This window comes from Bacillus sp. FSL K6-2944, from assembly GCF_038005385.1.
Taxonomy (GTDB): domain Bacteria; phylum Bacillota; class Bacilli; order Bacillales; family Bacillaceae_G; genus Bacillus_A; species Bacillus_A cereus.
Map to the genome: position 1 here is coordinate 429006 of NZ_JBBOTE010000002.1, position 24793 is coordinate 453798.

The window sequence follows — 24793 nt, forward strand, 5'->3', positions numbered from 1 at the left end:
ACAGAAATTATAATTTAAATCATTATGTTTTTATAAATAAAGGGGAGGAAGAACAGATGAAAATTACGTCTTTTGATTTTTGGCAAAAGTTCGGGAAAGCGTTATTAGTTGTTGTAGCCGTAATGCCAGCAGCTGGTTTAATGATTTCCATCGGTAAGTTAATTGGTATGTCTGCTGGGGATGTTAACGCAGTTCATACAATCGCTCGCGTAATGGAAGACATCGGTTGGGCAATCATTACAAATCTACACATCTTATTCGCAGTAGCAATTGGGGGATCTTGGGCGAAAGATCGCGCAGGTGGTGCATTTGCAGCGCTATTAGCATTCGTCTTAACAAACCGAATTACAGGAGCTATATTTGGGGTAAACGCTGAAATGTTAGCGGATTCAAAAGCGAAAGTTTCTTCAGTAATAGCGGGAGATTTAATTGTAAAAGATTACTTTACTTCTGTACTTGGTGCACCTGCATTAAACATGGGAGTGTTCGTAGGGATTATCACAGGTTTCTTAGGAGCTACTTTATATAACAAATATTATAACTATAATAAACTGCCACAGGCATTAGCATTCTTTAATGGAAAACGATTTGTACCATTCGTTGTAATTCTTTGGTCTACAGTTACTGCGATTGTATTATCACTTCTATGGCCATTCATCCAAAGTGGGTTAAATGAATTTGGTCGCTGGATTGCAGCTTCAAAAGATAGTGCACCAGTTGTTGCACCGTTTGTATATGGAACGTTAGAGCGTTTATTATTACCATTTGGTTTACACCATATGTTAACGATTCCGATGAACTATACAGAGCTAGGCGGAACATATACGATGCTAACTGGTTCAAAAGTTGGACAAGTTGTAGCAGGACAAGATCCATTATGGCTTGCATGGATTACAGATTTAAATAATTTATTAGCAAATGGAGATACGAAGGCATATAACGATTTATTAAATAACGTTGTACCAGCTCGTTTCAAAGCTGGACAAGTTATCGGCTCAACAGCAGCTTTAATGGGAATTGCATTTGCGATGTTCCGTAACGTTGATAAAGAAAAGCGTGCAAAATATAAACCAATGTTTTTATCAGCAGCATTAGCAGTATTCTTAACAGGTGTAACAGAACCAATTGAATTCATGTTCATGTTTATTGCTCCAGTATTATATGTTGTATATGCTATTACAACAGGACTTGCATTCGCGCTAGCTGATTTAATTAACTTACGTGTTCATGCATTTGGATTTATTGAGTTAATTACTCGTACGCCAATGATGGTTAACGCAGGTTTAACAAGAGACTTAATCAACTTTGTTATTGTTTCATTAGTGTTCTTCGGTCTTAACTTTACACTATTTAATTTCTTAATTAAAAAATTCAATTTACCAACACCAGGGCGTGCAGGTAACTATATTGATAATGAAGATGAGGCATCAGAAGGAACAGGAAATGTACAAGACGGTTCATTAGCAACAAAAGTTATCGATTTATTAGGTGGAAAAGAAAATATTGCTGACGTAGATGCTTGTATGACACGCTTACGTGTAACAGTAAAAGATTTAGATGTTGTTGCACCAGAAGCACAGTGGAAACAAAATGGTGCTTTAGGGCTTATTGTAAAAGATAAAGGTGTACAAGCGGTATATGGTCCGAAAGCTGACGTATTAAAGTCAGACATTCAAGATATGTTAGGTGCGTAATAATATGAAATTGCTAACTTTAAACTGTCATTCTTGGCAAGAAGAGAATCAAATAGAAAAGATACAATACCTTGCTAAAGTAATTCAAGAAGAAGAGTACGATGTCATCGCATTGCAAGAAGTAAGTCAGTCCATACAAGCTGAAAATGTATGCGGTAACAAGAAAGAAGATAATTTTGGACTTTTACTATTAGAAGAGTTAAAAGCGCTACATGTAAAAGATTACAATATTACTTGGGATTTCTCTCATATTGGTTATGACGTGTATGAAGAAGGATTAGCAATTATAACGAAGCATAATATTATAAAAGAAGATACGTTCTTCATTTCAGAAAACGAGGATACAACGTATTGGAAAACGCGTAAAATTGTAAGTGCAACAATTGCTTATAATGGTAAGGATATAACGTTTTACTCTTGCCATCTCGGTTGGTGGAATGATGAAGAAGAGTCATTCGAAGGTCAAGTCGATCGTTTGATGGAGCGTGTAGATAGCAATAAGCTCGCCTTCTTAATGGGGGATTTTAATAACAATGCTCGGTTGGAAGGCGAAGGTTATGAGTATATGATGCAAAAAGGGTTGTATGACACATATGAATTAGCAATAGAGAAGGATGAAGGAACGACTGTCCAAGGTGAGATTGCTGGTTGGGATGAAAATAAACATAATTTGCGAATCGATCTAATATTGTGTAACCAAAGTAAAAAAGTTCATTCTTCAAAAGTTATTTTTAATGGTACAAACAGAAATGTAATTTCAGATCATTTCGGTGTAGAGGTTCAATTGGATATATAATAGAAGAAATCCTCACAGAGAATAAAAGCTGTGAGGATTTTTTTTAGGAATACAAGTATTTCCAAGAGAAAATACTTGTATTTTTTATGACATTTCATATATATTTGTTATTATTGAATGTAAAACCGATTTGGTCATTTTGTATTCATACTTTGACTCACTTCGTTATATAATGAAGTAAGTGAAAGTTAATGGGAAAAAATAGTACGTTTTTGGTTAATACACGATGTAGAAAGTGATATAATTGCAAAATGCATGTATCATTTTCTAAAGAAGGAAAAATATATAATTAGGTGATAACTTCTATGAAACAAATTTGGCGTATTTATAAGACAGATTTACGGAATGTAGCCAAACATTGGGCTGCAATTGTTATTGTTTTAGGATTAATGATTTTACCATCGTTATATGCATGGTTTAACATTAAAGCTTCTTGGGATCCGTATGGAAATACAAAAGAGGTTCCCATTGCAGTTTCTAACCAAGATGCAGGTTCTAATTTAAGAGGGAAAGATATTAATATCGGGAAAGAGATTGTAGATTCCCTTAAGAAAAACAAAAATCTTGGCTGGAAATTTGTAGATGAAAAACAAGCAATTTACGGAGTTGAGCGTGGGGATTATTATGCAAGTATTACGATTCCAAAAGACTTCTCTGAAAAAATCGCAACTGTTCTGGATGAAAATCCGAAAAAACCAGAACTGGATTACTATGTGAATGAAAAAGTAAACGCGATTGCACCGAAGATTACAGCAAAAGGTGCATCAGGTATTACGGAAGAAATTAGTAAAAACTTCGTTAAAACAGCGAACGGTGAGATTTTTAAAATCTTCAATGACCTTGGAATCGATTTAGAAACAAACTTACCAAGTATCGAGAAAGTAAAAGATCTTGTCTTTAAGTTAGAAGCGCAGTTCCCAGAAATGAATACACTTATGGATAAGGCGTTAGATGATGCAACTCGAGCAGAAGATGTTGTGAAAGTAGCGCAAAAAGAGTTGCCAGTTGTAGAGAGTGTTATGAATGATGGGCAAGAAGCGTTAGGGAATTTAGATAAATTCTTTGCAAATAATGATGAAACTTTAAAGAACGCACCTGGAACAATGAGAAACAATTTAACTGTAGCAAAAGATGTAATGGATAAGGCCAATGCTTTTACGAACTTTTTAATGAATCCAGGGATAGACCTTTCTGGTATGAAGGGATTACCGGAGTTCCCAGCACGCCCTGATCTTTCAAAGATGAATGATGAAGGTTATAAAAACATTGCAAGAAACATTAATCAAACAGTTAATAACGTTTTAAACTCAGCACGTGCAGGAACAGCATACGGAAAAAGTGTTGTGAATGGATTGCAAAATGGTCAGTTTGATCCAGAAAAGGCAAAACAAGACCTTAATGCGGTTTCTGAAAATCTTCAAGGGCGTACAGATAGTATTGCATATCTTATTAATGTATTTACTGAACTTCAAAAGTCAGCGACGACTGATTTTGGTCAAAGCTTTTTCCAAGGGCGAGTGGATCGCTTAACTAAGCTAAAAAGCGGTATGGAAAATGCAAACAAGGGTATTAAAGATATTGTAAATGTTATCGGTACAGGACAAGAAGTAAAGAAAGATGTAACAGATGTAGCGAATCAAAAGTTAGATGCAGCAAATGGATTAATTGATCAAGCGGAAAAAGATTATAATGAAACGTTTGTAGCAGATTATAAAAAAGCAGTCAGCACAGTCGATCAAGCTAAAGCTGATGCAAATGAAGCATACGATAGTGTGAAAAATGAATATGAAAAGGCAAAAAATAATTTAGAAGGTGTTATAGCAGACGTAAATAATAGAGGTGTTAATGGATTAGATAGTACAAAAGTGGCTTTAAACGATTTAAATGGTCAACTACAAGCTACTAATAATCTAATTGGTGATGCGATTCCGGTTCTAGAAAGCACAAATAAGGTATTAGCAGATGTAAATAGCGGAAAAAACCTTAATGGCGGAATTGCAAAATTGAACAAAATACAAAATTCTGTTCAAAAAGGTATAGATGCAACGAATAAAGCAACTACACTAATTAATAATGGACAGAAGCCTACAAAAGAGGTTGTAGAAAGCATTAATGAAGCGACTAAAAATGCTTCAGCTCAATTAGGTGATTTCTTAGCAACATATGATTCAGAAATCGTTCCAAACTTTAACACAGCAATTGAACGTACGAAACGTATGTCCAAAAACACATCTCAAATTTTAAAAGAGGCAGATAAAAAGCTTCCAGATGTTAAAAAATTACTAGAAGATTCATCAAAAGGCTTAGTAGACGGGAAAAAGAAATTGGCAGATATTAAAGCTGAAATGCCGGAGACTGAGAAAAAGATTAAAGAATTAGCAGATAAAATTCGTGATTTTGAATCTGAAGAGGATTTAAAAGACATCATACGTTTATTGAAAAATGATGTTGAAAAGCAAAGTGATTACTTTGCGAATCCAGTAAATTTAAAAGAAAATAAATTATTTGCGATGCCGAACTACGGTTCAGCGATGTCACCATTCTATACAGTGCTTGCATTATGGGTAGGCGCATTATTAATGGTTTCATTATTAACGGTAGAAGTACACGAAGAGGGCGCGAATTATAAGAGCCATGAAATTTACTTCGGACGTTTATTAACATTCTTAACGATAGGTCTTTCACAAGCGTTTATCGTATCGATGGGAGATATATTCTTACTCGGTACGTACGTAGTCGATAAGTTCTGGTTTGTGTTATTTAGTTTATTTATTGGTGGAGTCTTCGTTTGTATCGTATACTCACTCGTTTCTATTTTCGGAAACGTTGGGAAATCGATGGCGATCATTTTACTTGTACTACAAGTAGCAGGATCGGGCGGAACATTCCCAATCCAAATGACACCAGCGTTCTTCCAAGCGATTTATCCGTTCTTACCATTCACATACGCAATTAGCGCAATTCGTGAAACAGTTGGCGGAATGCTTTGGGATATCGTAACACGAGATTTACTTGTGTTAAGTGCTTTCGTAGTAGTTATGATTGTTGCTGCGTTATTACTGAAAACACCAATTAACAAATCAAGTGAAAAATTTGTTGAGAATGCAAAAGGAAGTAAAATCATTCACTAAAATAAAAGGTTCCTACCGATAGAGGTAGGAACCTTTTTGTTTAATCAAATTTTAATTTTTTTAATGCTTCTGCGAATGGGTTATTTAATGGTTCTTCTTCTTTTTTCTGTTGTTTCATATATTTTTGAACGTCGCGTTTATCGGCTTTGTTTCCAGATTCTTTTTTACGTCGTTCTTGGAATGTTGATAATTTCTCACGATAGCCACATTTACATGCGAAAATTTGGCCTGCACCCTCACCACGTAATTCTAGTTTCTTCTTACATTGCGGACAGCGAGCGTTTGTTGTACGAGATACATTTTTACGATGACCACATTCACGATCTTGGCATACGAGCATTTTTCCCTTTTTGCCGTTTACTTCTAGCATTGGTTTACCGCAGTCTGGACAAGACTTCGTTGAAATGTTCTCATGTTTATATTTTTTATCACTGGATTTAATTTCAGAAACAATTTCTTTCGTATAGTTCTTCATTTCCGAAATGAATACTTCTTTCTTTAATTTTCCTTTTGCAATTGCTTCAAGTTTTTGTTCCCACTCACCAGTTAGTGTAGGTGATTTTAATTCTTCTGGTACTAAATCAAGTAATTGACGACCTTTTGATGTAATGTGAATATCTTTACCACGTTTTTCAATTAAGAAAGAATTGAAAAGTTTGTCGATAATATCTGCACGTGTCGCTACAGTACCTAATCCACCAGTCGATTTTAACGTATCAGCAAGTTGTTTATTTTGCGTATCCATATATTTTGTAGGATTCTCCATTGCTGAAAGTAAAGTTGCTTCATTAAAGCGTGCAGGTGCTTTCGTTTGACCTGATGTTTGCATAAGTAACTTTACAGTTAATGTATCGCCCTTTTCAATGTGAGGTAGAATCTGCTCTTTTACGTCATCAGTTACATCATCGTCTTCAAATCGATTTTCGTATACTTCCTTCCAACCAGCATGTAAAATCGTTTTTCCGCGTGCAATGAATGTTTCATTGCCGACCTTTGTGCGTAACGTTAGTTGTTCGTATTCGAATGCTGGGAATAAAACAGCTAAGAAACGTTTTACAACTAAATCATAAATTTTGCGTTCTTTATCTGTGAATGCTGAGAAGTTAACGTATCCTTCTGTTGGAATAATCGCATGATGATCGCTTACTTTACTATCATCAACAAATGATTTGTTAGGTTTGATAGGCTTTTGTAATACTTTATGTGCGAAGGGACGGTATTCTCCAACACCACATGCTTTTAGACGTTCTGGAAGTGTTCCAACGATATCAGATGAAATGTAGCGTGAATCTGTACGAGGGTACGTTAGTACTTTATGCTGTTCATACAATTTTTGCATAATATTTAATGTTTCTTTAGCAGAGTAACCGAACTTTTTATTTGCATCACGTTGCAATTCAGTTAAATCGTAAAGACCAGGAGAGAATGACTTCTTCTGTTTCTTATCAATTTCCACAACAGTAGCATTTTGTTTATCTAAACTTTTTACAATACCATCGATTTTTTCTTTATTAAAACTACGGCTATTGCCATTTGCATCTTGCCAAGTAAGTTTGAGCTTCTCCATTGTTTGAGCTTCGATGCCGTAGTAAGTTTGAGCTTTGAAGTTCTTTATTTCATCTTCACGACTAGCAATCATAGCAACAGTAGGGGTTTGTACACGGCCGCAATTTAACTGGGCATTAAAGCGAGTCGTTAAAGCACGAGTTGCATTAAGACCGATATACCAGTCAGCTTCTGAACGCGCAACTGCTGAAGCGTATAAATTGTCATAGGCTTTACCTGGTTTTAAATTTGCAAAACCATCTTTAATTGCTTTATCGGTTACAGATGAAATCCATAGACGTTTGATCGGTTTATTAATGCGAACCTTATCAATAATCCAGCGAGCGACCAATTCTCCTTCACGTCCAGCATCTGTCGCTACAATAATTTCATTTACATCCTTTCTAAGTAGCTGGCTTTTCACAGCATTGAATTGTTTCCCAGTTTGTTTAATAACCGTTAATTTCAAACGCTCCGGTAGCATCGGTAAATCTTCTAAATTCCACTTTTTATATTTCACATCATAGCTTTCTGGGTCTGCTAATGTAACGAGATGGCCTAAAGCCCAAGTTACAATATATTTACTACCCTCAAGATAGCCGTTTCCTTTTTTATCACACTTCAGTACACGAGCAATATCTCGTGCAACGGAAGGTTTTTCAGCGATTACAACGCTTTTTGACATATTAAAAACATCCTTTCAAATTTCCATAAGTTAAATATAGCATACATCTTCTTGAGATTCAGTTTCGCTCCATATTTCAGCTGTTTTTAATGGAGTTAACAAAATCCCAACTGATTAAAGTTTCACTTTATCAGTTGCCTCTATATCAAATAGAAAAGTAAAGAACTTGTTATTTTACTAGAATAAGAGTAGACTTTGAAGTAGATGAATAAGAAACACATGGGAGTTTGTGGATACAAACTGAGAGTATGGCTACTAGTCCGTCATTGACCATTTGAACCTGTTGGATAATGCCAGCGTAGGGAGAGTGTAAAAGCACATATTCAGGCACTTTGCGTACGCGCAAAGTGTCTTTTTGTGTATCTCCCATCATTATAGTTAGGAGATGAAAAGGATGAATATGAAAGAAATTAGTAAAGTAGTGGATTTGGTGAGAGAATCTAATCCGCTTGTTCATAATATTACAAATGTTGTTGTAACAAATTTTACTGCTAACGGTTTGTTGGCACTTGGGGCATCGCCTGTAATGGCGTATGCAAAAGAAGAAGTAGCAGAAATGGCTAGCATTGCTGGAGCGTTAGTATTAAATATGGGGACACTTCGTCCTGAAGAAGTAGAAGCGATGTTACTCGCGGGTAAATCAGCAAATGCGAACAATGTGCCAGTACTATTTGATCCAGTTGGTGCAGGAGCAACTTCATATCGAACAGAAGTTGCGAGACATATTCCGGCTGAAATTGAGTTAGCAATTATCCGCGGAAATGCAGCTGAAATAGCAAATGTTATTAATGAGAAATGGGAAATTAAAGGGGTAGACGCTGGTACTGGAAATGGAAATGTTGTAAGTATTGCAAGGCAGGCAGCAGATGAACTAAATACAGTTGCGGTCATTACTGGAAAAGAAGATGTTGTTACAGATGGAGAGAGAACTATTGTTATTCGAAATGGTCACCCTATTTTAACGAAAATTACGGGAACAGGTTGTTTACTAACTTCTGTAATAGGAGCATTTGTAGCAGTGGAAAAAGATTATGTAAAAGCAGCAGTAGCAGCATTAACGTTTTATGGTGTAGCTTCGGAACTGGCAGCTGCTAAGACCGTGGAAAAGGGACCTGGTAGTTTCCAAATTGAATTTTTAAATCAGTTAGCGAATACTACTTCTGGTGATATTGAGAAGTATGGAAAGATTGAGGAGTTAGAGTAAGAGGGAGTGAAAGAAATGGTACGCATTGAAATAGATAAAATGTCTAAGCTATTGCAAGTGTATTTTATTATGGGAAGTAATAACTGCACGAGGGATCCTTTAGCTGTATTGAAAGAAGCGTTAGATGGTGGAGTGACAATTTTTCAGTTTCGCGAGAAGGGGGAAGGTTCTTTAATCGGAGAAGATAGAGTGCGCTTTGCAAAAGAATTGCAGACGCTTTGTAAGGAATATAGTGTTCCTTTCATTGTAAATGATGATGTAGAATTAGCCATTGAATTAGATGCAGATGGTGTTCATGTAGGACAAGATGATGAAGGAATTACATCTGTTCGTGAAAAAATGGGAGATAAAATTATCGGCGTATCTGCTCATACAATTAAAGAAGCACGCTTTGCAATCGAAAATGGAGCAGATTATTTAGGCGTTGGACCTATTTTCCCAACGAGTACGAAAAAAGATACGAAAGCGGTTCAAGGAACGAAAGGATTAGCCTATTTTAGAGAACAAGGAATTACAGTGCCAATCGTTGGTATTGGTGGGATTACAATTGAAAATACAGCGGCAGTTATAGAAGCGGGTGCGGAAGGTGTTTCAGTTATTTCAGCAATTAGTTTAGCTGAATCTGCGTATGAAAGTACGAGAAAATTAGCTGAAGAAGTAAAGAGAAGTTTGTAGGGAAGGACGTGTAGTATTTTAAGTGCTACATGGAGAAATAGACTGCCCCAAAATTTAAACAAACGTTTGATTAAAAAAGCACAAACCTTTTTAAATAAAGGTTTGTGCTTTTTCTTTAAAACATAATTGAAATTAAGAGCATTCCAATTCCGATAGAAGTAAATGTTGCGATTAAGCCTGGAATCATAAAGCTATGATTTAATACGTATTTACCGATACCTGTTGTACCAGTACGGTCAAAGTTAATAGCAGCAACGATTGTTCCATAGTTTGGAATGAAGAAATATCCATTTACTGCAGGGAACATCGCAATCAGTAGCGCTGGTGGAATACCAAGGGATAGTCCAAGTGGCATTAAGGCACGAACAGTTGCTGCTTGGCTGTACAGTAGAATAGATAGAATGAATAGTGCGATGGCAAATAGCCAAGGTGCACTTGTTACTAAATGCTGAATGGATCCTTGAATCATATTTAAGTTTCCATTAAAGAAAGTATCTCCCATCCAAGCGATACCGAAAATAGCAACAACTGCTGTTGCCCCCGCTTTAAAGACGTTACCAGACACAATGCTTTCTACATTTGGTTTACAGAAAATAATAATAAGAGCCGCGATAGTTAACATAACCATCTCAATTGTATTCGGCATGGAAAGACGGGCTAACTTCCCATCAACTATCCATCCTGGACGAAGTGCTTCAAATGAACCAAGAAGTACAACAAGGAAGGTTCCTACAAGGAAAAGGATAACTGATAATTTTGCGCCCTTTACACCTACAAATTCTTTTTTCTCTTCAAGCTTAGGAATCATTCCTTCTTTTAATCGTTTTAAGTATTCAGGGTCTTCATTTAATTCTTTTCCCATCTTACTAGCAACGAATGCTGCTAACATACAAGCAATGAAAGTGGAAGGAATACTCACTTTTAAAATATCTAATAAAGTGATTTTATAGTCAGCTAACATTGCTAAAAGAGCAACTGTGGCAGCTGAAATTGGACTAGCTGTAATTGCTTGTTGAGAAGCGATTACGGCAATCGACATTGGGCGTTCCGGTCTAATCCCTGATTCACGAGAGACTTCTGCAATAACAGGAAGTACAGAATAGGCAACGTGACCAGTACCTGCACATAGTGTGAATAAATAAGTAACAATTGGAGCAAAAAAAGTAATACGCTTTGGATTTTTTCGTAATGCCTTTTCAGCTAGATGAACAAGATAGTCCATTCCTCCAGCAGCTTGCAAAGCACCAGCAGCTGTAATTACTGCCAAAATCATAAGCATTACATCGATAGGAGGCGCGGTTGGTTGTAGGTGGAAGACAAAAACGAGTATTGCCATACCAACTCCACCCATTACTCCTAAACCAACTCCGCCTAGGCGTGCACCAATAAAAATACAGAGTAACAAGGTAAGAAATTGTAGCCAAAACATGATAAACTACCTCCGAAATTCATTAGTTAAGATATATTCGAATAGTTTAATTTGAATGAAAATTAAATAAATACCCGAAGAAATCCTTGTTATTTATACATTTTTTATTATATAACACAAAAAAAGTAACATTCACGTACTTTTTGAAATTATTTCGAAAAAGCAATGCATTAAAAATTTGTATTTATATCTCTAAATAAGTAGACATTTTGATTTATATGTTGTAATCTTTGAAAGAGAATAAATTAATTCTCATAGAACTCCCATATCGTTCAACTCGTTCAGCGAGAAAGGCAAACTGATGGAAACATGAGGGCGCAAAACTACAGGAGCTAAGGTCGAAAGGCTACGCTAGCCAGTTACCGGACGGATAGGGTTGGTCTTGGCCAATGCTTTTACATTGGCTTTTTTTTATTCTCGAACATATTGAGAAACATTTTCAAACAAAATATCCATATATTTTGTTTTTTTGTTTGCGTTGATTAAGGAAGGTGGATATTAATGAAAAAATATTGGCATAAGTTATCGTTCCTTCAAAAGAACGTCTTATTAACCGTATTAGTTATTTTGACACTTGTTGGAAGTATGGGTGCATTAAGTTTCAATATGTTTCAAAATAGTATGATGTCTTTATTTGAAAGGCAGTCTATTGAAACAGGAGAAATAGTATTGAAAAAACTGGATGTAGAATTAGTTAGAGACATGGCGAAAGATCCTACAGCCGAAAAAGTGAAAAAAGAAAAGTTAACAGAGAAATTAGATGAAGTATCAAAAGAATTGAAAAGCGTTGGACAAACGTATGTTACAGGAGCAAAGCCGAATGAAAAGCGAGAATTACAACTCGTTGGTTTGACTACAGAGTTAACAAATGCGTTTCCTATAAAGCCGGGAGATTATTATGAACAACCCGCTCATTGGATGAAGGCATACGATAAAGTGATTGATACGAAAAAGGCTCAAATGACAGAAGTATATGAAGATGAAATAGGTTCGTGGGTGACAATATTAGAACCAATTACAGATGGAGAAAACAATATTATTGCAATTGTTGCCGCTGACTTAGATGCTTCCATTGTTCCTATTACAAAAGAGAAGTTTATGATACAGGGTTTACTCTTTATCATTATTTCATTAGCAATTGCGACTATTACTCAATTCTTTATCGTGCGTCACTCGCTAGCTCCATTAAAAGATTTACGAGAAGGGTTACGTAAAATTGGTGAAGGTGACTTGAGTATTAAATTAAAAGAAAGACCAGATGATATTGGAATTATTAATGTTTATTTCAATAACACGATTGAAAAGTTTAAAGGGATTATAGATAAAGTAAGGCAAACTGCTGAGCAAGTTTCTTCTTCTTCACAAGAATTGTCGGCGAGTACAGAGGAAAACAGCATGGCAGTTCAAGAGATTGCAAGTTCTATTGAAGGTTTAAGAGTAGGGGCACAGTCTCAAAAAACTTCAGTACAACAATGTTTAGGGATTGTACATGGAATGGAAGATAAGGTAGAAGAGATAACTGGGGCTGCGAAACAAGTTGCGGTTGCTTCTGAAGGTATGGAGCAACATTCAATTGAAGGTAATGAAGTGATTGGACAAATTATTAATCAAATGAGTTTAATTCAAAATGCAGTACAAGATTTATCTTCCATCATTTATTCGTTAGAAACAAGGTCAAAAGAAATTAGTGATATCGTAACTGTAATTACAGGCATTTCAAATCAAACAAATTTATTAGCTTTAAATGCTTCTATTGAGGCTTCACGTGCTGGAGCAGCTGGAAGAGGGTTTGCAGTTGTTGCTGATGAAGTACGAAAATTAGCAGAACAGACGGAAGCGTCTGCTAAAGATATAGCGAAATTAATTGGTGAAACACAAGCTGAGACAGAAGATGCTGTAGTTTCCATGCAAAAAGGTTCAAAAGAAGTAGAAACTGGAATTTCGCTTGTTCAAAGTAGCGGAGATTTCTTTGAAAAAATCTCAAAATCAGCGCAATCTGTTACAGATCAAGTAAAAGCTGTTTCTGGTAATTCGAGTGATATTTTACAAAATAGCCAAAATATTGTTCAAGTCGTAAATGAATTATCACATATTGCAAATACTTATGCCAACAGCAGTAGTAATGTTGAAGAAAGCATGAAAGAGCAAGAAATATCAGTACAAGATATTGCAGAATTAGCGACTTCTTTAAGTTGGCTCTCTCAGGAATTACAAGAGCTTATTGGTGAGTTTAAAAGCGAATAAGGAGAAAGTTCAATTCTAATCAAGGGGGTATCTCCGCTACTGATTATGAATTGAACGAATCTGCCCTTTATTATATTTAAGAGAGGAATTTACATAAATATGAAATTAGCAATTTCTTATAGTGAGATGGTAAAAGAATTTTTAGGAAAAGTAGAAGGAAGTATTAAAATACCTAAAGATGTGCAAGGAACAGAACTTAGGATAAAAAGGAAAACGGAACTGTTTTCAAATTTGACTCACATTGTAGATTTAATAGGAGCGACTGCAACGTGGTTATATCATATTTCTAAAGAAAAATATATTGTCGTGCTTTATCATGTAAGAGGAAGTTTATTTCCGATTACTATTGAAGTTTCTAATTTTCTCTCCTATGAAAGTTTAAATTTACAAATTGAAGAGCAACTGGAGCAAATTAAAGAAATGAATGAGGAAGAAATAGAAGAGTTTCAAAACGGTAATACGTTATATGAAATGTCACCTATTATTATTGGTGAAACATATTATGAGCTAAAAGACACGAATACATTACAATTTGTATTTAGTAAAAATATGCAAAGTGTAGAAATAATATTTAATAGTGTTAATTGGAAAGAGACAACAATTACTCGTTATGCACAACAAATACAAGGTGTTTTAATTAATAAATCACAAAATAATAATAATCATATAAATAATTTTAATGTTATTACAGAGGCCGAGATGGCACTTTATAGTCAAGTGAATGATACGACAGCAGTATATCCTGAGAAAAGTATCGTCGATATGTTCTATAATACTGTTACTCAATTTCAAAATCGTATAGCTTTATCTTCAAGGGAAGGTACTTTAACTTATGAGGAGCTAAATAAAAAAAGTAATCAAATAGCTCATATGTTAATTAAAAACGGCGTCCAATTAGGAGACTATGTTGGAATATTTATGAAACGTAGCATAGACACAGTAGTAAGTATGGTAGCTATATTAAAAGCTGGTGCAGCGTATGTTCCGATTGATCCAGATTATCCGGAAAGTAGAATACAGTACATTATTCAAGATAGCCAAGCGAAAGTTATATTGATGAAAGAGACGCCTATAACATGTGATGGGGTTCAAACAGTTTCAATGTATGATAGTGAAACTTATGAAGATACAGATGTAAAGTTGTCTATTCATTGTGATGATGTAGCTTATATGATTTATACATCTGGTTCAACAGGGAATCCAAAGGGAACGATGTTAGCACATAGAGGCGTTGTTAATCTGTATACTTGGATGAAAAAGCAATATGAATTGACAGAAGAGGATGTATTTGCCCAATTTCCTTCCTTTAGTTTCGATGCTTCTGTATGGGAGTCATTTGCTTCTTTATTCTGTGGAGGAAACTTATATGTACTATTAGAGGAAGAGCGATTGTCTGTAGAGGCATTTGCAAATGCAATCTATAAAGTGAAAGCAACTTCAATCTTGGCATTAGCAACAATTTTTGTTCGACAAGTAGCAACTTATTTAGCAGAAGAAGATATATATAAGCTAGCTTCCCTAAAAAGAATTGCGATTGGCGGTGAAATGTTGCCTGTAGAGGTTATTAAATTGTGGAGAGAAAGAATAGGTACAAATGTTGAAATTCATAATGTATACGGACCGACAGAATGTACTGTAGTGACGACAACCTATAAAATACCTAGTCAGTTAAATGAGGATGTTGCGAGTATTCCCATTGGTAAACCATGTGCTAATTATCAAGTTATGATTTTAGATGAGAATATGAATCTTTGTCCAATTGGTGTACCTGGTGAATTATATATAGATTCAGTGGGATTAGCAAAAGGGTATTTTAATAAGCCTAATAAAACAATTGAAGCTTTTATTCCGAACCCTTTTAATCCTATAGTTAATATATATATAAAACAGGTGATATCGTTAAGTTGCTAGAGGATGGAAATATAGAGTTTTTACATCGGAAAGATGATCAAGTAAAAATTAGAGGACATCGTATTGAACTAGGCGAAATCCAAAGTAAAATTTCTCAAAATCATAATATAAAAGAAAATGCTGTTTTTGCTAAGAAGAGTAAGGAAGGTAGCCAATATTTAATCGCGTTCTATACAACTTTAAATAAAAAAGAAATACCAGAATTAGTTTATCAGTTACAAGAGCAATTACCAGATTATATGGTGCCATCTAAACTAATTTATATTAATGAATTACCACTTACACCTAATAAAAAGATTGATGCTAAGAAGTTAGCTCAGTTAGAAGAAAAGTATGAACCGGTTCGGCTACAAGAATATGTTGCACCTTCTAATAAAGCAGAAAAACAAATAGCGAACGCCTGGGCGGAAGTATTAGGAATTTCAAAAGTTGGAGTGCATGATGATTTCTTTACAATTGGTGGACATTCATTAAAAGTATTACGAGTCTTAACATTGTTAAAAGAAGATTTCTCACATTTAACAATTCAAGATTTCTTTAAAGAAAGAACGATATATGGATTAGCTCGAATTGAGCGAGAAGTAAAAGTAGAGAAAGAAGAAGTATTTCGTGAATATAAAGTGATTCACGAACCAGATACTATCACGTATGCAAACGTTTTGGAAGAAAACCAGATTTCAAATGTCTTTTTAACAGGAGCTACTGGTTATTTAGGATCACACATATTATATGAATTGTTGAGAGATACATCTGCTACTATTTATTGTTTAGTAAGACCAACTAAAGATGTGCAGCAAAGAATTATAGATACATTAACAGGCTACTTTAATGATATATGTGAAGAATGGTTACAGCGTATACAAGCCGTAGCTGGTGATCTGGGAGAAGAGTATCTTGGGATGAGCGAAGAAGAATTTATGGTAACTACTCAGCTTCTTCAAATAAAAAAACAGGCCAAATACATGTTTCCGATTCGAAAACATGAAAAGAAAATACTCCAATCAGAGAAAGAATCTATGCCAAATAGAGAAATTCTCTTATGAAGTCGTGTTATTCCAAGGAACCGTTCTAGTTTCTATGACTTGGTTTATCGCTTGTAAGACCGATTGTTTTTGTTTTTTCATGGTACTCATAAAGCTTCGTATCTGACAAAAAGATTCTGCGCCTTTCTTACTTCGGAAAGTCCCAGACACTTTCTGTTTTACTTTCGTCATCCGAATATCCCGTTCTGCTTGATTGTTATCAAATGGAATGGCTGGATGTTCTAAAAACGCTAGAATTCTGTCAGAATACTTGACGAAGCGATTCCATAAATTTTGAGAAGGCGTCTGCTTTCCTTTCTTCTTTTGTTTCGTGGAAAGAATCTGTTGTTCTTTCAATATGGATTGATACATAATAAACAGATTCTTTTGCGTCGCTTTTGGCATGGTACCTTCGGATTGCTTTTTCATCGTCAACGCTTGCGTTAGAAATTTCTGCATCTGTTGTGCCCATTGTTCTCCAGTACTATCTATAATTCCTTGTAAATCTCGTAAGAGATGGGCATTACATAAAACGTGACGACAATCTGTATACGCATCATACGATTTCCAACCATCATGCATCGCAATTCCAGAAAAAGATGGCAAGATTTCTCCAGCATCCATTGCTTCTTTTCCACGTTTTTGATGAATATGTTGCAATGTCACCTCCGGTGTACTGGCAGTATGTAACCATTGTGTTTTGTTTTCTACACGCATACCAGTTTCATCAAAATGGACAACAGGAGACTGCAGAATCTTTTCCTTTACTTCTTTTATGAATGGCTGCAATTGAGAAGCGAAAGCCTGTGTATGATTTACCAGGGTTCCTTCGCTTATAGAATGTCCAAAACAATCCTGAAAGAATTCTTTTGTTCGCTTCAAAGAAATGCATTGATAATGCGTTAAATAGGGAATCAGTCTTTTTATATTTGGACCATATTGAACAGGACGAGATACTGTCGAAGGAAATTGGGCTTCTTGGATAGAATGGCAATGTGGGCATTCTTTCTGTTCTACTTTATGTTCTGTCACTTCGATCTGAATAGGTGGTAAGTCATACACTTGGCGAATGCGATACCCTTTTACAGGCTCGTGGTTCAAGGAAGTATGACAACAAGTACAATATGTAGGAGAATGTGTAATCGTATGATCTGGAGTCGCTGTCAAACCAAGAGTATGTCCCTTGTGGCCCAACTGGCCACCCGTTTGACGATGAGACGGTTTGCGCAAACTTTTTGTAACGGGCTTACCCAAACCATCTGTAGAAGGTGGCTTATGACTATTTTTGGAGTTTTTTTTTGAAGCATTTTCTAGTTCTTGTATACGTTTTTCTAACTTAGAAAATGTTTCTTCAAATAAAGAAATAACAGCTTCAGGTCCTTTTTTATATGTATCTAAAATAATTTTTCGATCGACCATAAGATTCACCTCCCCTGTTTGATATACTCAGTATTTACAAATGGGAGGCATATGAAACTAGTAAAATTTAAAAAAGACACCGAAAGGTGGCTGAGTAGTTACAATTTATGTTCATCAGTTCTAAGATGGATACGATAATTCATTGCGGTGCAGATGTAAGACATTTTGGAGATGTAAAACAATTTGAAAATATAAATGTCCAAGGAACTAGCCGTATGCTAACATTAGCGGAGAAAGGTGCTACATTCCATTTTATTTCTACAATTGGTATCCCGTTAGAATTAGCGGTAGATCAATGGGATACATACATGAAAACTGGTGATTTTAATTACAGTGTAGACTTAGAGAATGTATATTCAAATAGTAAACTACAAGCGGAAAACATTGTTCGTGAAGCAATGAAAAATGGTTTGCGTGGAAATATTTATCGTGCAGGTAATTTAGCATGTCATTCAGAAACAGGTTCGTTCCAACAAAATATTGAAGGAAACGCATTTTATCGTCTTATTAAAACAATGCTATTAATTGGGGAAGCACCAAATGTGAAGTGGAAAGTTGATTTCACACCAATTGATTTTGCTAGTAAATCAATTGTATCGTATTTGCAAGATGCGCAAATTATAGGAGAGACGTTACATATTTGTCATCCACATCAAATTGAGTTTGAACAATTTATACAGCTAATTGGAGAGTGTGGATACAATCTTGAAATGGTTCCACTTTCAGAATATGTAAATACCGGACTTGCATTAGCGAAGGGAAATGAAGTAATAGCAGAGTTAATTGCTTCTCAAGTTGCAGGAGATGGAGCGCAGCAATCTGAAATTGTAATGGGTACGCGTAGAACGAATAAATGGATTAAGAAAAAAGAATTGATAGTACCAGCAATTAATAAAGAATTTATTCAGCAGTTATTAGCTCATGGTGAAAAAGTTGGTTATTTTCCAAAAATAATGAAATGATTATGCATGCTTTTGTTTGTTCAATAAAATAAATCATGCTACAATGAAAACGAATTAAGGACCGGGGAGCCAATTGGCTGAGAGGATGTAAGTAAACATCGACCCTCAACCTGATCTGGATAATGCCAGCGTAGGGAGTTACTTAAAGTGATGTAGCATATGTTATTCTGTAATAACTTGCATACAAGGCTTTCCTACGCAGTAGGAAAGCCTTTTCTTATTTTTGAAATTTATTTTTATAAGGGGGATTTTATTATGTCACAACAAGTTACAATGTCATTTTCAGTAGTACCACAAGCAAAAACGAAAGATGTATATTCTGTTGTCGATAAAGCAATTGAAGTTGTGCAACAATCGGGAGTTCGTTATGAAGTAGGGGCAATGGAAACAACTTTGGAAGGAGAATTAGATGTACTTCTTGATGTCGTTAAACGTGCGCAACAAGCTTGCGTCGATGCTGGAGCAGAAGAAGTGATTACTTCTATTAAAATCCATTATCGTCCAAGCACTGGTGTAACGATAGATGAAAAGGTTTGGAAGTACCGTGATGAATATGCAAAACCAGAAGCAATCTAAACTTATTACAACTATTTGGCTTATCCTTCTCATTGCGATATGGGAAGGATCTGTTTCATTATTTAAAATCGAACCGTGGATTTTACCAAAGCCTTCTGCCATTGTTCAAGAATTAATTGGGATGAAAGATTTACTATTACCAAATACGATGCAAACACTGCAGGAAGTTATAATTGGACTATTCTTTGCAATTTTATTGGGGACGAGCATCGCAATTATTATGGACGTTATACCGTTATTTCGTATTTTAATAAATCCATTGCTCGTTATTTCGCAAACAATTCCAATTGTTGTACTTGCACCGCTATTTATTATTTGGTTTGGATATGGGATGTTGCCGAAAGTAATGGTCGTAATACTCGTTTGTTTCTTCCCAATTGCGCTTAGTATTTTAGAAGGTTTTCAAACAGTAGATAAAAACATGCTGAAACTGTTACAAACAATGAAGGCGACAAAATGGCAAGTTTACCAGAAAGTAAAATTTCCAGCAGTGCTTCCATACTTTTTCTCAGGTTTAAAAATTGCAGTTACATATAGCGTAATGGGGGCAATTATCGGAGAATGGCTCGGTGCAAGTGAAGGATTAGGCGTTATGCTTACGAGGGCTACAAAATCCTTTTTGACTGCCCGAGTATTTGGTGTTGCAGCAATCATCGTTATGGTGACATTATGCCTGTATTTTATCGTAGAGTTTATGGCAAGAATAACAGCACCATGGATATATAGAAAGGACGGCAGAAAATGAAAAAAGGTTTGAAAGTTATGTTAGCTGCCTTAGTAGCGGTAGGTGTGGCTGGATGTAATCCGGCGAAGAAAGAAGAAAGTGCAAGTAAAGATCAAAAAGTAAAAGTAGTATTAGATTGGTTTCCAAATACGAATCATACTGGCTTGTATGTAGCGCAAACGAAAGATTATTACAAAAAGCAAGGATTAGATGTAGAAATTATTCAACCAGGTGACAATGTAACAGCAGAGCAAATGATAGCATCAGGAAAAGCAGACTTCGCAATAAGCGCACAAGAAAATGTAACGTTAGCTCGTGTGGAAGGAATTCCTGTTGTATCTGTAGGAGCGATTATTCAGCATAACACTTCAGCGTTTGCATCGCTTAAGAAAGATAATATGACGTCACCGAAAGATTTTGAAGGTAAACGTTACGGCGGCTGGGGAGGACCAGCGGAAGAAGCGACATTAAAGACGATTATGGATAAACATCAAGCTGATTTTAATAAAGTTGAAAAAATCATCTTAGGACAAACAGATTTCTTTAAATCAATCGGTCGTGATGCAGATTTCGAATGGATTTATTACGGTTGGGATGGTATTGAAGCAAAGCGCCAAGGAAAAGAGTTAAATACGATTATGGTGAAGGACTTAGATCCAGCGCTTGATTTCTATAGTCCTGTTATTATTACGAGTGAAAAACATACGAAGCAAGATAAAGACTTTGTGAAAAAGTTTATGAGTGCAACGACAGAAGGTTATAATTTTGCAATTAAGGAACCGAAAGAGGCTGCTGATATTTTAATTAAAGCTGTTCCAGATGTAAATAAAGATTTAGTTCAAGAAAGCCAAAAATGGTTAAGTACGAAGTATCAAGATGATGCTAAAGCATGGGGAGTACAGAAGGAAGAAATTTGGACGAATTACATGAATTTCTTATATGACAACAAAGTTATTAAAAAGAAAATCGATGTAAAAGATGCTTTTACAAATGAATTCCTTCCAAGTGAAAAATGAGCGGATTACAAATAAAAAATATAGTGAAATCTTTTGACGGAAAGAATGTATTAGAGAATATTAGTGCCTCTATACAAGAGGGAGAGTTTGTTTCCTTTGTAGGACCGAGTGGTTGCGGGAAAAGCACATTATTAAACATGATTGCAAATGTTGAAAAACCAACAAGCGGGAACGTAACGTATAACGATAAGCAAGTACAAGAGCAAGATGTTGTTAGTTATATGCCACAACAAGATTTATTACTACCGTGGCGATCAGCTTTGCAAAATATCGTTCTTCCGTTAGAAATTGAAGGAAAGCTGAAAAAACAAAGGCTGACAGAAGGAATGGAAGCATTAAAGCAGTTCCAACTAGATGAATATGCAGACCATTATCCAGATGAATTATCTGGTGGTATGCGTCAAAGAATTAGTTTTCTGCGCACATATTTATGTGAAAAGCCAATTATGCTGCTGGATGAGCCTTTTGGTAAATTAGATGCATTTACAAAAATGGAAGTACATAGCTGGCTTTTAAACTCTTGGCATCAAGAAAAGCAAACAATCGTTATGGTGACACATGACTTAGATGAGGCAATCTTGCTTTCAGATCGCGTATTTATTTTATCTCAAAGACCAGCGTCAATAGTTGGCGAGGTACAAGTGAAATTACCTAGGCCGAGAACGATGGATATGTTAACATCACTCGAATTAAAAAAGGATAAAGAAGAGATTTTAAGTGTGTTAGCTCCTTATATGAAAAAATAGAAAAAGCTGATGTTTTAATTTTAGACGAACCGACTAATCATTTGGATGTAGAAACTAAGATGGCTTTACAGGAAGCGTTACAACAATACAAAGGAACGGTTTTAATTGTCTCACATGAACCTTCTTTCTATGAATCGTGGATAACAAAAGTATGGAATATAGAAGATTGGAATACTGAACAATATGAATAAAGAAAAGGCATTAGCTTTTAGGAGCTAATGCCTTTTCTTTGTGATTAACATGATTTTCGAGAACTCTTACATGAGAATTGTATGAAGAAGCACTCTTATGGTGCGCTTATAAGCGTGCTTTTTCTTTTGTTATATTTATAATACGAAAGCCTTTCCCTAACAGGTGACTATCTTTCTTTATATATATAGATAGTTCAAAATGGAATGAAAATAATTCCTTTATGTAAAGGATAATATGGATATTATAGGAAGACAATAGAAATTAAAGGAAATTCATGTAAAATTCAAATGAACTTCATATAAACTCCATATTAGAAATTAAATATAATTATAATAGGTTATTATGATATTTTTGATTTTTCGTAAAATTAAAAGTTTGAATTTAGGAGGTATTGCTCAAACCTAAATTCAAACTTTAGTGAATTAATTAATGGATATTACGTCTAGTTTTCGCTAATGACGGTATTTAAAAGTTCGGCAGGATTACCTGTTCCTGCACCGCCAATTGTAATAGATCCACCAGGAGGAATTTCACCATTCCATCCTGCATTCGTAATTACATAATGATTATTTGTTTTACTACTAATTTTAGAATCCCAAACTTGTGTTAAATTACCGCTATAATCAAATTCTAATTTCCAATTTTTAATAGGAGTCGTTCCATTATTTTTGATTATAATCGAGAAGTTATAACCGCTGCCCCAATTCGAAGTGACTGAAAATGTAGCAGTACCATTTCCATCAGGAGGTGTCGTATTAGCTTCATCCGTTTTGACAGTAAGAGCGGTAGGTTGTGATTTATTTCCAGCAGCATCTTTGGCAATTATTGAAAATGTGTATTCCGTATTAGGTTTTAAGTTTTTAATTGTAATGCTATTTGTTGTTGTACTCCATTTCTCTTCTCCAGCAGTAATTTCATATTCCGTAACCCCTACGTTATCAGTAGATGCAGTCCAGTTTAATTGAACTGAGTTTGAATTTTTATTCGTAACTACAATATTTTTAACATTCGTTGGTGGCTCAGTATCTTTTTGACTAATAGGTCCACCAAGTAATTCTTTTACTAGCGTATCAAGTAATTTTGGACCACTACAACTATATTTTGGACTTGTACGGCAATCCCCGCTTAGTTCCCAAAACATTGCTCCACTTAAACCCTTCGTCTTTATATAGTCTGTTTTATATTTCATAGATTCATTGTCATCGTAGCTAATAAATGTGCCTGTAGTCGCATTATATAAGTAAGGTACTTTAGCTGTGTCATTCCAGTAGCGTACAAAACCATTTTTATTAACGTAATTGGCTGCTAAATCACCGTAATCATACACACCTGTGTCACCGGTAGAATAATCATCCCAAGTACCTTTAGAAGCAAGTTTCCCATCGCTACCTGGTTTGCAAGGTTGATATTGTCCGTTATTTTCTTTGCCACAACTTTTCCAGCCACGTCCGTAAAAGGGTACGCCTAATACTAGTTTATCGACTGGAACACCTTCATTTGTATAAACATTTATAGCACCATCTACGTAAAAATTCGTATTTGCTGCTGGGTCATTTGGATCCTTATATAGAGCTGCATTATGATTAGAAGTAGCTTCCCATCCGCCGTGGAAATCATATGTCATAATATTAATCCAATCGAGTATTTGAGAAATTTTCTTTAGCTCTGTATGATCAGCGTAGCGTTGGCTTGCGCCTGAAGCGATTGTTAGTAAATATTGTTTGCCATCTTCAGCACCTGCTTTATTCAAAGCATTTCGGACATCTTGAAGAAGGAGAGTGAAATTTTGTTTATCTTCAGGACGATAACTACCACCAGGAATCGTTTCAACGCCCGGATATTCCCAGTCTAAATCTACGCCATCAAACCCATATGCGCGAAGAAAAGCTACTGTAGATTCAGCAAATACTTTTCTTGTTTTTTCATCAGCGGCCATATCAGAAAAGCGGTTAGACCAAGTCCAGCCACCAACGGAAATAATTGTTTTTAAGTGAGGATATTTAGCTTTTAATCGTTTTAGTTCCCCGAAATTTCCGCAACGGGCATATTTATCGCAATCTTCCCAAGTTGTCCCTGAGCCAGGATACGATTTGGTAACATCAGCCCATGGTTCACCGAGTACGAGAGTACCATTAGGAACCTCTTTATTTTGCAATGGTACACCAGATTCTTTACAGCTCCACGTTTGTTTATTTGGATTATCAGGATGAGTAGAAGGGTTTCCATGTTTTCCATTCCAACAAATATCCGCGAAAGCATAGTTAAGGTGAGTAAGCTTTGATGCATCAATGTCAGCAACTTGATAATTACGTCCGTAAACGCCCCACGAAGGAAAGTACCCAACAATTTTTTGACTTTGCTTTGGTGAATCTGCTAATGCGAGATTTGGAGTAATAAAATTTGTGAGAAAAAGAGGTAAGAAAAGTAGTAGAGATAGTAATAGCAGTGTGAATTTTTGAGACCTCATAGCCATTTCTCCTTTCAAAATAAAAGATATATTTAAAGGCATACGCCAATAAACCAAAATGAATCTAGACGTATGAAACGTCTAGATAAAATGATCAGACATCACGAAGTCTATACAAGGGAGCTGGGGGTGATTAAATCGTAACAAATGTAAGATTTAGTGTAAACGCTTTATTAAGTTGAAAAAGACTTTCTCAATACAAAAAGGCTTGAATACAAACTATATATGAAAACGAAAGATTGGTATGGGAAGAAAAAGCTCATTATAAATAAATTTGAGAAAAAATTGTATGGAGCCAATTATTAAAGACGTAGAAAGATAAGGAAATATCATGTAAAATAATAGTAAAAATATG

At 35.4% G+C, this 24793-nt stretch carries 14 protein-coding genes, 3 pseudogenes and 3 riboswitches; of the genes and pseudogenes, 13 read left to right on the forward strand and 4 right to left on the reverse strand.

The genetic code is table 11. The annotated features are described in order from the left end of the window. The first annotated feature begins 56 nt into the window (after window positions 1–56). The 3 genes from MHH55_RS23245 to MHH55_RS23255 all read left to right on the forward strand — a co-directional run bounded on the left by MHH55_RS23245 (window position 57) and on the right by MHH55_RS23255 (window position 5621). The gene (locus tag MHH55_RS23245; protein ID WP_000705560.1) at window positions 57–1694 is read left to right on the forward strand and encodes a PTS transporter subunit IIBC; all 1638 of its coding nucleotides are present in this window, start codon (window positions 57–59) and stop codon (window positions 1692–1694) included. 4 nt (window positions 1695–1698) lie between these two features. Beyond that, window positions 1699–2490, forward strand: coding sequence for an endonuclease/exonuclease/phosphatase family protein (locus MHH55_RS23250; protein ID WP_000771985.1), 792 nt, complete (start codon window positions 1699–1701; stop codon window positions 2488–2490). Between the two features lie 305 nt (window positions 2491–2795). Further along, complete coding sequence (locus MHH55_RS23255; RefSeq protein WP_074555646.1) at window positions 2796–5621, forward strand: YhgE/Pip domain-containing protein; 2826 nt, start codon at window positions 2796–2798, stop codon at window positions 5619–5621. A gap of 40 nt (window positions 5622–5661) precedes the next feature. Here the strand turns inward: MHH55_RS23255 and topB are convergent, their stop codons facing one another. Then, a complete protein-coding gene (topB, locus tag MHH55_RS23260) occupies window positions 5662–7851 on the reverse strand; it encodes a DNA topoisomerase III (RefSeq protein ID WP_078187548.1) in 2190 nt (729 codons plus the stop codon). Between the two features lie 209 nt (window positions 7852–8060). After that, window positions 8061–8173, forward strand: a riboswitch (TPP riboswitch). A gap of 72 nt (window positions 8174–8245) precedes the next feature. Between topB and thiM the strand changes: the two genes are divergently transcribed. Together thiM and thiE are read left to right on the forward strand one after the other, a co-directional pair. Continuing rightward, window positions 8246–9055 carry a hydroxyethylthiazole kinase gene (gene thiM, locus MHH55_RS23265; RefSeq protein WP_078187547.1) on the forward strand — a complete coding sequence of 270 codons (810 nt, stop codon included), beginning with the start codon at window positions 8246–8248 and terminating at the stop codon, window positions 9053–9055. Window positions 9056–9070: 15 nt separating this feature from the next. Beyond that, window positions 9071–9730, forward strand: coding sequence for a thiamine phosphate synthase (thiE, locus tag MHH55_RS23270; RefSeq protein WP_078187546.1), 660 nt, complete (start codon window positions 9071–9073; stop codon window positions 9728–9730). A gap of 115 nt (window positions 9731–9845) precedes the next feature. Here thiE and MHH55_RS23275 read toward each other — a convergent pair whose 3' ends face one another. After that, window positions 9846–11159, reverse strand: a complete 1314-nt coding sequence (locus tag MHH55_RS23275) for an anaerobic C4-dicarboxylate transporter family protein (RefSeq protein ID WP_000498704.1) — start codon at window positions 11157–11159, stop codon at window positions 9846–9848. A gap of 282 nt (window positions 11160–11441) precedes the next feature. Further along, window positions 11442–11526: riboswitch (cyclic di-GMP riboswitch) on the forward strand. 134 nt (window positions 11527–11660) lie between these two features. Here MHH55_RS23275 and MHH55_RS23280 point away from each other — a divergent pair. After that, window positions 11661–13403 carry a methyl-accepting chemotaxis protein gene (locus MHH55_RS23280; protein WP_000761079.1) on the forward strand — a complete coding sequence of 581 codons (1743 nt, stop codon included), beginning with the start codon at window positions 11661–11663 and terminating at the stop codon, window positions 13401–13403. Between the two features lie 99 nt (window positions 13404–13502). Next, window positions 13503–16234: pseudogene (locus MHH55_RS23285) on the forward strand (amino acid adenylation domain-containing protein); the annotation flags it as partial. 117 nt (window positions 16235–16351) lie between these two features. On the opposite strand, the gene tnpC reads toward MHH55_RS23285, so the two are convergent. Next, window positions 16352–17755: an IS66 family transposase gene (gene tnpC, locus MHH55_RS23290; RefSeq protein WP_100910632.1), complete on the reverse strand. Its 1404-nt coding sequence runs from the start codon at window positions 17753–17755 to the stop codon at window positions 16352–16354. A gap of 101 nt (window positions 17756–17856) precedes the next feature. Here tnpC and MHH55_RS23295 point away from each other — a divergent pair. From MHH55_RS23295 to MHH55_RS23320, 6 genes and pseudogenes are all read left to right on the forward strand, one after another. Further along, window positions 17857–18717 (forward strand): annotated as a pseudogene (locus tag MHH55_RS23295) (SDR family oxidoreductase); the annotation flags it as partial. Between the two features lie 52 nt (window positions 18718–18769). Then, window positions 18770–18871: riboswitch (TPP riboswitch) on the forward strand. A 101-nt stretch (window positions 18872–18972) separates the two neighbouring features. Beyond that, a complete protein-coding gene (locus MHH55_RS23300) occupies window positions 18973–19293 on the forward strand; it encodes an MTH1187 family thiamine-binding protein (RefSeq protein ID WP_000082906.1) in 321 nt (106 codons plus the stop codon). Continuing rightward, window positions 19265–20038 carry an ABC transporter permease gene (locus MHH55_RS23305; RefSeq protein WP_001057166.1) on the forward strand — a complete coding sequence of 258 codons (774 nt, stop codon included), beginning with the start codon at window positions 19265–19267 and terminating at the stop codon, window positions 20036–20038. Before MHH55_RS23300 ends, MHH55_RS23305 begins: the two co-directional genes overlap by 29 nt. Then, window positions 20035–21033 (forward strand): ABC transporter substrate-binding protein, encoded by a 999-nt coding sequence (locus MHH55_RS23310; RefSeq protein WP_000715573.1) that lies wholly within the window; start codon window positions 20035–20037, stop codon window positions 21031–21033. Before MHH55_RS23305 ends, MHH55_RS23310 begins: the two co-directional genes overlap by 4 nt. Further along, window positions 21030–21779 carry an ABC transporter ATP-binding protein gene (locus MHH55_RS23315; protein ID WP_078187764.1) on the forward strand — a complete coding sequence of 250 codons (750 nt, stop codon included), beginning with the start codon at window positions 21030–21032 and terminating at the stop codon, window positions 21777–21779. The genes MHH55_RS23310 and MHH55_RS23315 overlap by 4 nt, the downstream gene beginning before the upstream one ends. Further along, a pseudogene (locus tag MHH55_RS23320) lies at window positions 21776–21970 on the forward strand (ABC transporter ATP-binding protein); the annotation flags it as partial. The gene MHH55_RS23315 and the pseudogene MHH55_RS23320, both read left to right, overlap by 4 nt. Window positions 21971–22413: 443 nt before the next feature. On the opposite strand, the gene MHH55_RS23325 reads toward MHH55_RS23320, so the two are convergent. Beyond that, window positions 22414–24438, reverse strand: a complete 2025-nt coding sequence (locus MHH55_RS23325; RefSeq protein WP_078187766.1) for a glycosyl hydrolase family 18 protein — start codon at window positions 24436–24438, stop codon at window positions 22414–22416. Window positions 24439–24793 lie beyond the last annotated feature (355 nt).